Annotated in this window: 18 protein-coding genes; 14 read left to right on the top strand and 4 right to left on the bottom strand. The window is 59.0% G+C overall.

What is annotated here, in order from left to right; all coding sequences use genetic code 11:
• Positions 1-2: 2 nt before the first annotated feature.
• Positions 3-473, bottom strand: coding sequence for a transcriptional regulator ArgR (gene argR / locus MM194_RS10005; protein WP_005308670.1), 471 nt, complete (start codon positions 471-473; stop codon positions 3-5).
• A 200-nt stretch (positions 474-673) separates the two neighbouring features.
• Between argR and MM194_RS10000 the strand changes: the two genes are divergently transcribed.
• From MM194_RS10000 to MM194_RS09975, 8 genes are all read left to right on the top strand, one after another.
• Positions 674-1414: an ATP-binding cassette domain-containing protein gene (locus tag MM194_RS10000; RefSeq protein WP_033129209.1), complete on the top strand. Its 741-nt coding sequence runs from the start codon at positions 674-676 to the stop codon at positions 1412-1414.
• 24 nt (positions 1415-1438) lie between these two features.
• Entirely contained in the window at positions 1439-2179 is a 741-nt protein-coding gene (locus MM194_RS09995) for a transporter substrate-binding domain-containing protein (protein ID WP_033129208.1), read from the top strand.
• 3 nt (positions 2180-2182) lie between these two features.
• Positions 2183-2833, top strand: coding sequence for an arginine ABC transporter permease ArtQ (gene artQ, locus MM194_RS09990; RefSeq protein WP_042643299.1), 651 nt, complete (start codon positions 2183-2185; stop codon positions 2831-2833).
• Positions 2834-2835: 2 nt separating this feature from the next.
• The gene (locus MM194_RS21945; protein ID WP_277605091.1) at positions 2836-2961 is read left to right on the top strand and encodes a hypothetical protein; all 126 of its coding nucleotides are present in this window, start codon (positions 2836-2838) and stop codon (positions 2959-2961) included.
• A 2-nt stretch (positions 2962-2963) separates the two neighbouring features.
• Positions 2964-3089, top strand: a complete 126-nt coding sequence (locus MM194_RS21940) for a hypothetical protein (RefSeq protein ID WP_277605090.1) — start codon at positions 2964-2966, stop codon at positions 3087-3089.
• A 2-nt stretch (positions 3090-3091) separates the two neighbouring features.
• A complete protein-coding gene (gene artM, locus MM194_RS09985; protein WP_033129206.1) occupies positions 3092-3754 on the top strand; it encodes an arginine ABC transporter permease ArtM in 663 nt (220 codons plus the stop codon).
• Between the two features lie 242 nt (positions 3755-3996).
• Complete coding sequence (gene mdh / locus MM194_RS09980) at positions 3997-4932, top strand: malate dehydrogenase (RefSeq protein WP_033129205.1); 936 nt, start codon at positions 3997-3999, stop codon at positions 4930-4932.
• A gap of 347 nt (positions 4933-5279) precedes the next feature.
• Entirely contained in the window at positions 5280-5828 is a 549-nt protein-coding gene (locus MM194_RS09975; protein WP_310597425.1) for a flagellar protein MotX, read from the top strand.
• A 91-nt stretch (positions 5829-5919) separates the two neighbouring features.
• On the opposite strand, the gene hmpA is transcribed toward MM194_RS09975, so the two are convergent.
• Entirely contained in the window at positions 5920-7113 is a 1194-nt protein-coding gene (gene hmpA / locus MM194_RS09970) for an NO-inducible flavohemoprotein (RefSeq protein ID WP_241343486.1), read from the bottom strand.
• 111 nt (positions 7114-7224) lie between these two features.
• Between hmpA and MM194_RS09965 the strand changes: the two genes are divergently transcribed.
• Positions 7225-7698, top strand: a complete 474-nt coding sequence (locus MM194_RS09965; RefSeq protein WP_241343485.1) for an Rrf2 family transcriptional regulator — start codon at positions 7225-7227, stop codon at positions 7696-7698.
• 31 nt (positions 7699-7729) lie between these two features.
• On the opposite strand, the gene MM194_RS09960 is transcribed toward MM194_RS09965, so the two are convergent.
• Both MM194_RS09960 and ccsA read right to left on the bottom strand, forming a co-directional pair.
• A complete protein-coding gene (locus MM194_RS09960; protein WP_241343484.1) occupies positions 7730-9010 on the bottom strand; it encodes a CNNM domain-containing protein in 1281 nt (426 codons plus the stop codon).
• Between the two features lie 39 nt (positions 9011-9049).
• On the bottom strand, positions 9050-9841 hold the full coding sequence (gene ccsA / locus MM194_RS09955; protein ID WP_241343483.1) for a cytochrome c biogenesis protein CcsA: 792 nt from the start codon (positions 9839-9841) through the stop codon (positions 9050-9052).
• Between the two features lie 287 nt (positions 9842-10128).
• Between ccsA and ffh the strand changes: the two genes are divergently transcribed.
• The 5 genes from ffh (at position 10129) to rplS (ending at position 13650) form a co-directional block, all read left to right on the top strand.
• The gene (gene ffh / locus MM194_RS09950) at positions 10129-11508 is read left to right on the top strand and encodes a signal recognition particle protein (protein WP_033129200.1); all 1380 of its coding nucleotides are present in this window, start codon (positions 10129-10131) and stop codon (positions 11506-11508) included.
• A 182-nt stretch (positions 11509-11690) separates the two neighbouring features.
• Positions 11691-11939, top strand: a complete 249-nt coding sequence (gene rpsP / locus MM194_RS09945) for a 30S ribosomal protein S16 (RefSeq protein WP_033129199.1) — start codon at positions 11691-11693, stop codon at positions 11937-11939.
• 24 nt (positions 11940-11963) lie between these two features.
• Positions 11964-12485, top strand: coding sequence for a ribosome maturation factor RimM (rimM, locus tag MM194_RS09940; RefSeq protein ID WP_033129198.1), 522 nt, complete (start codon positions 11964-11966; stop codon positions 12483-12485).
• 34 nt (positions 12486-12519) lie between these two features.
• A complete protein-coding gene (trmD, locus tag MM194_RS09935) occupies positions 12520-13266 on the top strand; it encodes a tRNA (guanosine(37)-N1)-methyltransferase TrmD (RefSeq protein ID WP_033129197.1) in 747 nt (248 codons plus the stop codon).
• 36 nt (positions 13267-13302) lie between these two features.
• Positions 13303-13650 (top strand): 50S ribosomal protein L19, encoded by a 348-nt coding sequence (gene rplS / locus MM194_RS09930; RefSeq protein WP_005313505.1) that lies wholly within the window; start codon positions 13303-13305, stop codon positions 13648-13650.
• Positions 13651-13714 lie beyond the last annotated feature (64 nt).

Genomic DNA, 13714 nt, shown 5'->3' with positions numbered 1-13714 from the left:
GATCAAGGAGTCTGTTCGAACAGCTCGAGCGCCGAGAGGTAGAGTTCTTCGATGTCGGTGTCGCTGGTCGGGGTGATGAAGATGGTGTCATCACCGGCGATGGTGCCGAGGATCCCTTCGGCCTTGCCGAGGGAGTCGAGCAGGCGGGCGATCAGCTGGGCCGCACCCGGGCTGGTGTGGATCACCACCAGGGCACCGTTGTGGTCGACATCCAGCACCAGGTTCTTGAGCGGGCTGGAGGTGGTGGGCACACCCAGTTCCACCGGCAGGCAGTAGACCATTTCCATCTTGGCATTGCGGGTGCGAACGGCGCCGAAGCGGCTCAGCATGCGCGAGACCTTGGATTGGTTGATGTTCTCGAAGCCCATCTCTTGCAAGGCAGTGACTATCTCTGCCTGGGAGCCGAAGCGCTCCTCTTTCAGCAGGGCTTTAAAGGCCTTTGCCAGTTTTTCTTGCTTGTCGTTATGTTTCATCTTGGACTCACGAATGAGGGGTGTGGCCGCCTGTCACGCTCAGGCGGCAGATACGAACAGCGCTGCTATTTTGCATTCATATGCCGGTTTTGGCAAGGAAGCGGCGCTTGTTCTGCATATTGATTCAAATATAGCTTGCATCCACCCAACCTAGCGCTAGAATCAGGACGAAATTTTGAAAACTTATTCAATTGGGCTGTATGGGTATTGAATTAATCGGCATCGAAAAATCCTGGCACAAGGTGCAGGTACTGCAACAGGTCAGCTTCAAGACCGCTCCCGGCGAGACCTTGGTATTACTGGGCCCAAGCGGTGCAGGCAAGAGTTCGCTGCTGCGCATGATGAACCTGCTGGATACCCCGGATGCCGGTGTATTGCGCATCGGCGACAATGAATTTTCTTTCCCGTCCTCCCTGTCGACGGCGGAATTCAACCGTCAGGCACAGGCCCTGCGCCGCAAGGTGGGCATGGTGTTCCAGCAGTACAACCTCTGGCCCCATCTCACCGTGATGGAGAACCTCATCGAGGCGCCGGTCAAGGTGCTCGGCATGAGCCGCGAGGCCGCCATCGACAAGGGAGCCTATCTGCTCGCCCAGCTGCAACTGGCCGACAAGCGCGACGCCTGGCCGGCGCGCCTGTCCGGCGGTCAGCAGCAACGGGTGGCCATCGCCCGTACCCTGATGATGGATCCGCAGGTGCTGCTGTTTGATGAGCCCACCGCGGCGCTCGATCCTGAAATTACCAAAGAGGTGGCGGAGATCATCCGCACCCTGAGCCAGACCGGCATCACCCAGGTGGTGGTGACCCACGAGGTGGAGTTCGCCCGCAAGGTGGCCAGTCAGGTGATCTATCTGGAGAAGGGGCGGATCATCGAGTCCGGTAGCGCCGCCATCTTCCAGGCCCCGCAAACCAGCCGGTTTGCCGAATTCTTGATGCATTGATACTGAGTCGATAAGGAAGCTGTCATGAAAAAGAGTCTGCTGTTGATCGCCGCCATGGGCCTGCTGAGCACTTCTGTGCTGGCCAAGGAGATCAAGTTCGCCACCGAGGCGACCTACGCGCCGTTTGAATACCTGGATGACAAGAACGAGTTCCAGGGCTTCGACATCGACCTGGCCCGCGCCATCTGCGCCCAGGCCAAGCTGGAGTGCAGCTTCCACAACCAGGCCTTCGACAGCCTGATCCCCAGCCTCAAATTCCGTCGCTACGATGCCGCCATCGCCGCCATGGACGTGACCCCGGAGCGGGCCGCCCAGGTCGACTTCTCCGACATCTATTACGAAAACTCCGCCGTATTCGTGGCCAAGAAGGGCAGCTTCAAGGGCCCGGAAGAGATGGTCGACAAGACGGTCGGCGTGCAGAACGGCTCCTCCCATCAGTCCTACCTGGTGGATAACTGGATCAGCAAGGGCCTGCTGACCGTGCCTTACGCCAGCTACCAGAGCGCCTTCCTCGACATGATGAACGGTCGTACCGACGGCGTCTTCGCCGACACCGCCGTCGCCGCCGACTGGCTCAAGCAGCACAAGGATTACGGCGTGATCGGCGCCCCCGTGACCGACGCCAAGTACTTCGGTACTGGCTTTGGCATCGCGGTGGCCAAGGACAACCAGGAGCTGCTGGGTCAACTGAACAAGGGGCTGGCCGAGATCAAGGCCAACGGCACCTATCAGAAGATCTATGACAAATACTTCGCGCAGAAATAAACCATGTTGAGCCTGTTGTTGGACGCAGCCTGGATGACCCTGGGGCTGGCCTTGGCATCACTGGTCGGGGGCATGGCGTTGGCGCTGGCATTCAGCGCCGCCGAGCTCAGCAAGCGCAGTTGGTTGGTGTGGCCGGTGGCCACCCTGACCACGCTTATCCGTGGCCTGCCCGAGCTGCTGGTGGTGCTGTTCATCTACTTCGGCTCGACCCAGGTGCTGTTCCTCATCACCGGCGAGTATGTGGAGTTCAGTCCCTTCGCCTGCGGCGTATTGGCGCTCTCCCTGCTGTTTGCCAGCTACGCCACCCAGACCCTGCGGGCCGCGCTCAATGCGGTGCCCTCGGGGCAGCGGCTGGCGGCGCTGGCGCTCGGCCTCGGCAGGGGCCACATCTTCTTTCGTATCGTGCTGCCCCAGGCCTGGCGCCACGCCTTGCCCGGGCTCGGTAACCAGTGGCTGGTGCTGCTCAAAGACACGGCCCTGGTCTCCCTTATCGGGGTGAACGAGATGATGCGTCAGGCGCAGATGGCATCGGCCAGCACCTATGAACCCTTCACCTGGTATGCCGCTGCGGCCCTCATTTACTTAGGCATCAGCCTGGTGAGTGAGTTCGGCCTCAAGCAGGCTGCCCGTTATACCCGTCGTTACGGAGGCTGACCATGCAGGACTATCTCTTGACCCTGCTGGGGGGATTAGTGACCACCCTGCAACCGATCGTCGTCAGTCAGCTGAGTGAATTCGGGCCCAAGCAGGCATCCTTTTATATCCGCCATTACGGAGGCTAACCATGCAGGACTATCTCATGACCCTGCTGGGGGGATTAGTGACCACCCTGCAACCGATCGTCGTCAGTCAGCTGAGTGAATTCGGGCCCAAGCAGGCATCCTTTTATATCCGCCATTACGGAGGCTGACCATGCAGGACTATCTCATGACCCTGCTGGGTGGTCTGGCGATCACCCTGCAGCTGACGGCATTCAGTTTGTTGCTCGGCGTGCTGCTGGCGATTGGCATGACCTGGGTGCTGGAGCGGCGCATTCCGGTGGCGACCCAGCTGGTGCAGCTGTGGGTGCTGATCTTCACCGGCACGCCCCTGCTCATCCAGATCTTCCTCATCTACTACGGCCCCGGTCAGTTCGAGTGGCTCAAGGCCGGCCCGCTCTGGCCGCTGCTCAAGCAGCCCTGGTTCTGCGCCGTGCTGGCCCTGGGCTTCAACACCGCGGCTTATTCCACCCGGCTGTTCAAGGGGGCGCTCGACGCCATCCCGGCCGGCGAGGTGGAGGCTTGTCGCTCGCTCGGCTTCTCGGCCGGACAGACCCTGTGGATGAAGGCGCGTCACGCCGCTCGCCGGCTGGTGCCCGCCTACTCCAACGAGGTGATCCTGGTGCTCAAGGGCAGCTCGCTTGCCAGCACCATCACCATCATGGATGTTATGGGGCTGGCCCAGCGTCTCAACGCCCAGACCTATGACACCCTGGCGGTGTTCACCGTGGCCGGTGCGCTCTACCTGACCATGAATGGATTGTTAACAATTGGTTTCCGTTGGTGTGAAAGACGAGCTCTGGCATTTCAGTCTTGAAACAGCCGTAATTACCTCTTAATGGTGAGAGAGGCACAGGAAATCTGTGCCTTTCCTCCCATTTATCGCAGATTCCTCTCCATTTTCATCACCGCTTGTTTCCTGGCTCACAGAACCTGTGATTACAACTGTTATCAGATTGTTTTTTCGCAGGGGATCCTTTAAGGTGAGGCCCACAATAAGAAACAGCTTTAATCCAACTAGAAACAACCTTAAACCTACGCTGAAACATGGAGTTGATCATGAAAGTTGCCGTTCTGGGTGCCGCCGGTGGCATCGGCCAAGCCCTCGCTCTGCTGTTGAAAAATCGCCTGCCTGCTGGTTCCGAACTGAGCCTGTATGACATTGCCCCGGTCACCCCGGGCGTGGCGGCGGATCTGAGCCATATCCCGACTGACGTGAAAGTAAAAGGTTTCTGCGGTGAAGATCCGAGCCCTGCTCTGGTCGGCGCCGATGTCGTGCTGATCTCCGCCGGTGTGGCCCGCAAGCCCGGCATGGATCGTTCCGACCTGTTCAACATCAACGCCGGTATCGTCAAGAATCTGGTGGAGAAGTGCGCGGCCAGCTGCCCGAAGGCGCTGATCGGCATCATCACCAACCCGGTCAACACCACGGTCGCCATCGCCGCCGAAGTGCTGAAGAAAGCCGGTGTCTATGACAAGCGTCGCCTGTTCGGCGTGACCACTCTGGACGTCATCCGCGGCGAGACCTTCGTGTCCGAGGCCAAGGGCCTGAACATCGACAAGATCCGTGTCAACGTGATCGGTGGCCACAGTGGCGTGACCATTCTGCCACTGCTGTCCCAGATCGAAGGGGCCAGCTTCACCGCCGAAGAAGCGGCTGCCATGACCAAGCGCATCCAGAATGCCGGTACCGAAGTGGTGGAAGCCAAGGCCGGTGGCGGTTCTGCCACCCTGTCCATGGGTCAGGCGGCCTGCCGCTTCGGTCTGTCCCTGATCAAGGGTCTGCAGGGCGAAGCCAACGTCATCGAATGTGCCTATGTGGAAGGCAACGGCGAGCACGCCACCTTCTTCGCCCAGCCCATCCTGCTTGGCAAGAACGGCGTCGAGTCCGTACTGGACTACGGCAAGCTGAGCGCCTTCGAGCAAGAGTCCATGAACAGCATGCTGGCCACCCTGAAGGCCGACATCCAGCTGGGCGTCGACTTCGTCAAATAAGCCGCATCGTCAGCGATAAGGGGAGCTTCGGCTCCCCTTTGTCATGATGGGGACTGCCCGATCACCGAGTGAGAGGAACTAAGGAGATGGCGCTTGCTGCCGATAACCGAGAGCAGCAGGAGATCTTCATGATGAAACCCAGTACCCTCGTCGGCCTTATCTGTTTATGCAGCCTCCCCTTGCAGGGGGCCGAGACGGTCTCGACTGCCTCGCCAACTCAGGCGCCTGCGGTGTCTGCTGCCATGGCGCCATCAGCGCCAGCCCCGACAGTGGCCGCTCCTGCGGCTGCCCCAACATCAGCACCGGCACCGGCATCCGCTCCCTTGCCCGAGCCGCTGAGCACGGGCCTGCAGGCGGTACAGCTCTATCGGCAGGATGAACTGCTCAACTGGATTGAACAGGGCCGCCATCTGACCCGGGTGAAGCAGGACAGATGCCAGCTGACCCAGGACATAGAGGCGCGCGCCTCCGTGATGAAGATCCCCGCCTACCAGTTCCTGTGGGGTGACATGCTGGCCTGGGGGGTCTGCATCAAGCCCGACGCCCAGATGGGCGTGCAATATATGTGGGAGGCGGCCAATCAGGGGCTAGCCCCCGCGCTTGAACAGTTGGGGCGCTATTACTGGAAGGGAACACTGGTGCAAAAGGATCTGGCGCGAGCCGAGACCCTGATGCGAGAGGCGGCCAGCCTGGGCTTCCAGCGGGCACAGATCGAATGGGTCGAGATGCTACTGCAGGGCATGGGCAGTCCGCTGGATTACGAGGAGGCCTACCACTGGCTGCACGGCGCCGTCATCGGGGACAAGGCCACCCATCAGAAGGCCGCCAGCCTGCTGAGCCGGCTCGGCAATCGCATGCCCGCCAATGCGATCGCCCGCGCCAAGGCGATGCGCTGATCTCTGTCTGATGTGATGCCGGATATGACAAGGCCCACGAACCTGCGTTCGTGGGCCTTGTTGCATCTCGCCGTGTCAGGATGCGGGCGTCTTATAGATCCTGATGGGGACCAAAGACCTCGTAGTGCATCCGCTCGGCAGGCACACCCAGCGTGAGCAGCTGGGCCTTGATCGCCTTCATGAACGGGAGGGGGCCGCAGAAGTAGTAGTGGGCATGGGCCGGAATGAGGTCGGTGACCTGCTCCAGCGCCATGGTGCCGCTGAAATCATAATCTTCCCCTTCCACATCCTGCTCGGCAGGGGTGCGATACCAGACTCGACTCTGCAGGTGGGCGTGTTGCCGGCTCTTGGCCTGGATTTCCTCCTTGAAGGCATGGACGGCGCCCTGTTCGCAGGCGTGCAGCCAGCGGATGTCGGCAGCCTGCGGCTCGGCCAGCCGCTGGTTCAGCATACTTAGCATGGGGGTGAGGCCCACGCCGGCACTGAGCAACACGACTGGACTGCTGGCGTCGGCCTGCAGGAAGAAGTCACCGGTCGGCGGCATCAGCGCCACCTCGTCACCCGCCTGCAGCTGGTCGTGCAGCAGGTTGGAGACCTGACCCTGGGGCTCGCGCTTGACGCTGATGCGATAGTCGCGGCCGTTGGGGGCATCGGAGAGGGAGTATTGACGGATCTCCTGGTACTCCAGCGTCGGGTGGTTGAGCTGGATGCTGAGGTATTGGCCCGGTTTGAAGGCGAGCACGGGCTTGCCATCGACAGGGGCCAGCACGAAGGAGGTGATGAGTTCGCTCTCTTTGCGCTTCTCCTTGATGATGAAGAGGCGGGCACCCTGCCAGCCACCGGCCTGCGCGGCTCGCTCCTGATAGATCTCGCTCTCCCGGCCGATGAAGATGCCAGCCAGCACCCCATAGGCCTTGCCCCAGGCATCCAGCACCTCGTCGGTTACCGCACTACCACCCAATTCTTTGAGCGTGGCCAAGAGATGACTACCTACAATGTGATATTGTTCCGGCTGGATAAGGAAACCCGTGTGCTTGTGGGCGATGCGTTCCACCGCGCCGGCCAGGGCACCTAGGTTGTCGATGTTCTTGGCGTAGGCGGCCACGGCGTTGAACAACGCCAGCGGCTGGCCACCGCTGCGTTGATGGGCCAGGTTGAACACATCCTTCAGCTCGGGATTGTGGCTGAACATGCGTTGATAGAAGTGCTGGGTGAGGGCCGGCCCCGCCGATTCGAGCAAAGGGATGGTGCTTTTGATGACGGCGATGGTGCCTTGGTCTAACATAGGAGGTCCTTTTTAATTGAACATATAAAATGCCACTTAATAAGTTGCATCCTAAATGTTTAATTGATCTGGATCAATCATCAATTTCTTGCGCTATGCGCCACAGGCACTATGAGACTAACTAGCTATACCGATTTTGGATTGAGAGCCCTGCTCTATCTGGCGACCCTGCCGGAAGGCGAACTGTCGAGCGTGGCCAAGGTGTCCGCCCTGTACGACGTGTCCCGCAATCACATGGTGAAGGTGGTGAACCAGCTGGTGAAGCTGGGCTATCTGCAGTCCCAGCGCGGCAAGAACGGCGGGATCCGCATGGCCTGTGCGCCGGAGACGGTCAATATCGGTCAGGTGATCCGGGCACTGGAAGGCAATCTGGACGGGATAGACTGCAACTCGCCGGTCTGTCATATCGTCTCGGTCTGTCTGCTGAAGAGTGCCTTGAAAGAGGCGATGAATGCCTTCCTGGCGGTGATGGACAGCTATACGCTGCAAGACTTGCTGGCCAACCGCGCCGAGTTGCAACAGGTGTTCGGCGAGCTGATCCCGACCCTGGTGCTTGAGCCGGAGCCGGACGAAGAAAACGAGTGAGACGAAAAAGGCTGCCATCGGCAGCCTTTTTTCAATCCTCGTAACCCGATTCGTTGCGGTAGAGATGCGGCATGATCCGCGCCATTTTCACCATGTTGTTCTCAACTTCAATGATCTCGATGGGATAGCCCGCCAGCCTGACGCTGATGTTCGGTTGGGGGATCTCCTCCAGGTATTCCAGGATCACCCCGTTGAGGGTACGCGGACCCTCGACGGGCAGATGCCAGTTCATCTCCTTGTTCAGCTCGCGGATGCTGGCGGAGCCTTCCACCAGGAAGGAGCCGTCAGGCTGGGGGTGGATCTCGTCGCTCGGGGTCGGCGTCATGGAGGTGGTGAAGTCCCCGACTATCTCCTCGAGTATGTCATCCAGGGTGATCAGCCCTTGAATATCCCCATATTCATCGACAATCAGCCCGATCCGCTCCTTGTTGCGTTGGAACTTGGCCAGTTGCACGTTGAGCGGTGTTCCCTCGGGAATGAAGTAGATGGGATCGACCTCCCGCAGCAGGCTGGACTTGTTGAATTGATCCTTGGCGACCAGCCTGAGCGCATCCCGTGCGTGCAAGAAGCCTACAACATCATCGATGTTGTCGCGATAAAGCAGGATCTTGGTATGGGCGCAGTGAGCCAGCTGACGCAGTATCGTCTTCCAGTCATCGTTGATGTCGATGGCGAAGATCTCGCTGCGCGGCACCATGATGTTCTCCACCGTCATCTTGTCCAGATCCAGGATACCGATCAGCATCTCCTGATGGCGCTGGGGGATCAGGCTGCCCGCCTCGTTGACGATGGTGCGCAGCTCTTCCGCGTTGAGCGAGTCATTCTTGGCGTGGTTCAGCCCCATCAGCCGGAGCAGCACGGTGGTGATGCCGTTGATGAGCCAGACGAAGGGGGAGAGGGGGACCATCAATCCCTTGAGGATCCAGGAGGCCGGATAGGCAATCTTCTCGGGGAACATGGCGGCCAGGGTCTTGGGGGTGACTTCGCCGAAGACCAGAACCACCAGGGTCAGGCCTACGGTGGCGATTGCGATGCCGAGATCCCCGAACAACCGGATGCAGACGACGGTGGCGATGGCGGACGCCAGGATGTTGACCAGGTTGTTGCCGATGAGGATGAGGCCGAGCAGACGGTCCGGCCTGGCCAGCAGTTTTTCTACCCGGCGGGCTGCCTTGTGTTTGGTCTGGGCCAGATGCCGCAACTTGTATCGGTTGAGGGACATCAGGCCGGTTTCGGAGCTGGAGAAGAAGGCTGACAAGAGGATCAAGATAACGAGGACAATCAGCAATGTGCTCGTCGAGATACTGTCCAAAAAAGGCTCCTGTTGGATGGTGAGGCGATGGACGGGCCGTTAGCTCAGCAAGACTTCCTTGACGAAACGGCTGCCAAAATAGGCCAGGGTCAGGATGACGCTGCCGACGAGGCTCAGGGTGATGACCTTGCGGCCACGCCAGCCGCGGCTGTGATGGCCCCATAGCAGCAACACGTAGACACACCAGGCGAGGATCGACAGGACCGCCTTGTGGGACTTGCCCTGAGCAAACATGTCTTCGAGGAAGAACATGCCGGAGGCGATGGACAGCGTCAGCAGGAACAGGCCGGCCGAGATCAGCTGGAACAGCCGCTTCTCCACCGTCATCAGCGGAGGCATGGCTGGCAAATTACTAATTTTTCTGGATTTAAGCTGCCTGTCCAGGTAGGCGAGCTGCAGCGCGAACAGGCAGGCGATCATCAGCACCGAGTAGGCCATCAGGGCGAGCCCGATGTGCAGCAGCAACTGGGGGTGGGCCTCCAGGTGAGTGATGTAGCGGCCGGGGATGAGGGCGCTCGCCGCGAGCAGCAAGGCCGAGAAACTGTAGACCACGGGCAGCAGGATCCAGCCGTTGAAGCGGCGGGTCACGCAGGTCATGAAGCAGCTGATGATGAGGGCGACCAGAGAGGCGACGTTCAGCATGCTGAGATTCTGGCCGGACTGAGTGGCCAGCACTTCGCTGCCCACAGCGATACCGTGGGCCGTCAGGGCCAGACCGATGCAGGCAAACAGCGACACTTGCCCGACGGGCTTGGCACTGAGCAGCAGATGCAGCGAGGCGATGATGGCCAGCAGGTAAAACGCCAGGGCCAGAACAGAGATCACGATCATAACCAGGTCGTTGTTAAACAAGCTTTATGAGTAAAGAGGGGCAGTATACCTTGCACAAGATATGCTCGCCAGTTGTGCCAGGGACTAACTGCCCATATATAAGTAGCAGGTGACCGCCCCGTGCGGTGAATAATCGTCCTCTGGCGTTGACTGAGGTATAATGCGCCTCATCTATTACGCCTGACCATGCTGATGGCAGGTGGCCGCTGTGCGGCGAATCATCGTCCTCATAGTGCTGACTGGGGTATAATGCACCCCATTTGTTACGCCAAGAACCGGAATGCGTCATGTTTGAGAATTTGACTGAACGACTCTCGCGCACCCTGCGCAATGTCAGCGGCCGTGGCCGACTGACCGAAGAGAACATCAAGGATACCTTGCGTGAAGTGCGCATGGCGCTGCTCGAGGCGGACGTCGCCCTGCCGGTCGTGCGTGACTTCGTGGCGCGGGTCAAGGAACGGGCCGTTGGTCAGGAAGTGGCCAAGTCGTTGAGCCCCGGCCAAGCATTCATCAAGATAGTGCATGGCGAGCTGGTCTCTGTCATGGGCGAGGCGAACGAGCAGCTCAACCTGGCCGCCCAGCCACCGGCCATCATCCTGATGGCCGGTCTGCAGGGTGCCGGTAAGACAACGACAGTGGCCAAGCTGGCCAAGTTGCTCAAAGAGCGCAGCAAGAAGAAGGTGCTGGTGGTCAGTGCGGACGTTTATCGTCCCGCGGCGATCAAGCAGTTGGAGACCCTGGCCGGCGACATCGGGGTCGACTTCTTCCCGAGCGACGTGACCCAGAAGCCGGTGGCGATCGCCACCGCCGCCATCGATCAGGCGCGCAAGAAATTCTATGACGTGGTGATCGTCGATACCGCCGGTCGCTTGCACGTCGATGGCGAGATGATGGCGGAGATCCAGGATCTGCACGCCACCATCAAGCCGGTCGAGACCCTGTTCGTGGTCGATGCCATGACGGGCCAGGATGCGGCCAATACCGCCAAGGCGTTCAACGAGGCGCTGCCGCTCACCGGCGTGATCCTCACCAAGGCGGACGGCGACGCCCGCGGCGGTGCCGCCCTGTCCGTGCGCCACATCACCGGCAAGCCGGTCAAGTTCATTGGTATGGGCGAGAAGACAGACGCGCTGGAGCCCTTCCACCCGGACCGTCTCGCTTCCCGCATCCTCGGCATGGGGGACGTGCTGTCGCTCATTGAGGAGGTGGAGCGTACCGTCGATAAAGAGAAGGCCGCCAAGCTGGCCAACAAGGTCAAGAGTGGCAAGGGCTTCGATCTGGAAGACTTCCGCGAGCAACTGGCGCAGATGCGCAACATGGGCGGCATGATGGGCATGCTCGACAAGTTGCCCGGCATGTCCGGCCTGCCGGATAACGTCAAGGATCAGATGGACGACAAGCTCACCGTGCGCATGGAGGCCATCATCAGCTCCATGACGCCCAAGGAACGTGCTCATCCAGATCTCATCAAGGGCTCCCGCAAGCGCCGCATCGCAGCGGGTTCCGGCATGCAGGTGCAGGACGTGAACAAGCTGCTCAAGCAGTTCACCGAGATGCAGCGCATGATGAAGAAGATGTCCGGCAAGGGTGGCATGCGCAAGATGATGGGTCAGATGAAGAACATGCTGCCACCCGGATTCGGTGGCGGTGGTCGTGGCCCGTTCTGATCCCGAGTGATTCAACCAGCGCAAGGGCCCACAAGATGTGGGCCTTTTTCATGATGCATCCTGCGCAAAAAATGGCTGGTTTGGTTGCAATTATTACGAATCCAAGTAGAATTACGCGGCTTATTTTAAGCTAGGGTCCGCGTGTTTGCGGGCCTTGTTCATTAGATGTTAATGAGGACGATATGGTAACCATTCGTTTACAACGTGGTGGCGCGAAAAAGCGTCCGTTTTACCAGGTAGTAGTTACTGACAGCCGTTGCGCCCGTGACGGTCGTTTCATCGAACGTGTTGGTTTCTTCAACCCGGTTGCTACCGGCAACGCTGAAAAGCTGAAGCTGGACCTGGCTCGTATCGAGCATTGGGTTGCTACTGGTGCCGCTGTTTCTGACCGCGTTGCCAAGCTGATCAAAGACGCTGCCAAAGCTGCTTAATCAGTCAAACGGTAGGGAGTTAAGGTGGAAAAACCTATAGTTCTGGGCACTCTGGGTACCGTATACGGCATCAAGGGCTGGCTTAAAGTGAACTCCTTCACCGATGTTGCCGAAGCGATTTTCGATTACAACCCCTGGCTGATCAATCAGAACGGGGTATGGCGTGAGATTCAGGTTTCGGCCTGGAAGCGTCACAACAAGGGTCTGATCTGCAAGCTCGATGGTATCGATGTGCGCGAGGATGCCCTGGCATTGACCAATGTCGAGATTGGCGTACCCGCCGATCTGTTGCCTGCGTTGCCCGAAGGTGAGTTCTACTGGCGTGACCTGATTGGTTGCTCGGTATCGACTACCAAGGGGTACGACCTGGGCAAGGTGACCGAATTGATGGAAACCGGCTCCAACGATGTGTTGGTGGTTGAGGCCAATGTAAAAGATGCCTTTGGTGCTAAGGAACGGTTGATTCCGTTTCTGGAAGAGCAGGTGATCAAGAACATTGATCTGACTGCTCGAACAATCGAAGTTGATTGGGATCCTGGTTTCTAGTTTCCCGCGCTAACACGGGTGCCGGAGGTTTCTTATGTGGATTGGGGTCATTAGCCTCTTCCCGGAAATGTTCCGAGCCATTACCGAGCACGGGGTAACGGGTCGGGCCGTCAAGAGTGGCCTGCTGCAGATTGAGTGCTGGAACCCTCGGGATTTCACCCACGACAAACACCGTACGGTCGATGATCGTCCTTATGGTGGTGGGCCCGGAATGCTGATGATGGTGCAGCCGCTGCGTGATGCGATTCATGCAGCCAAGCAAGCGGCGGGAGACGGGGCGAAAGTCATCTATCTCTCTCCTCAGGGACGCAAGCTGACTCAAGCGGGCGTGACCGAGTTGGCGACGAATCAGAGATTGATTCTGGTCGCCGGTCGATACGAAGGTATCGATGAACGCGTGATACAAACCGAAGTCGACGAAGAGTGGTCTATCGGGGATTACGTGTTAAGTGGTGGCGAGTTGCCTGCCATGACCCTGATCGATGCGGTTTCGCGTCTGGTCCCAGGGGTCCTGGGTGATCAGGCCAGTGCCGAGCAGGACTCCTTCACGGATGGTCTGCTGGATCATCCCCACTACACTCGGCCGGAGTTGTTGGATGGATTGGCGGTGCCGGAGGCGCTGACAAGCGGCAATCACGAAGTGATTCGGCGCTGGCGGCTCAAGCAATCGCTCGGACGAACCTGGCAGAGAAGGCCGGAACTTATTAACAACCTAGCTCTGACTGACGAGCAAGAATCACTTCTTGCCGAATATGTCCGCGAAGTGCGTGACTGCGTCTAAGTAGAGTTTTCAGTTTATCCTAGGTAAGGAAAGACAATGAGCAAGATTATTCAGCAGCTTGAACAAGAGCAACTGCGTACCGACATCCCGGCATTTGCCCAGGGCGACACCGTACGTGTTCAAGTTCGTGTTAAAGAAGGTGGTAAAGAGCGTCTGCAGGCTTTCGAAGGCATCGTCATTGCCAAGCGTAACCGCGGTCTGCACTCTGCTTTCACCGTTCGCAAGATCTCCAACGGCGAAGGTGTTGAGCGCGTATTCCAGACTCACTCTCCGCTGATCCACAGTGTAGAACTGAAGCGTCGTGGTGATGTTCGCCGCGCCAAACTGTACTACCTGCGCAACCTGTCCGGCAAAGCTGCTCGTATCAAAGAGAAGCTCAACTAATTCGATTCGAATTGGTGTCGATATGTCGGCGAAAAGCTCGACAGGTAGTGAAAAGGCTCGCCAA

This window comes from Aeromonas sp. MR16, assembly GCF_022549315.1.
Lineage (GTDB): Bacteria > Pseudomonadota > Gammaproteobacteria > Enterobacterales > Aeromonadaceae > Aeromonas > Aeromonas aquatica.
Note: the sequence above shows the minus strand (reverse complement) of the source record. Positions and strands in the feature narration are given on the sequence as shown.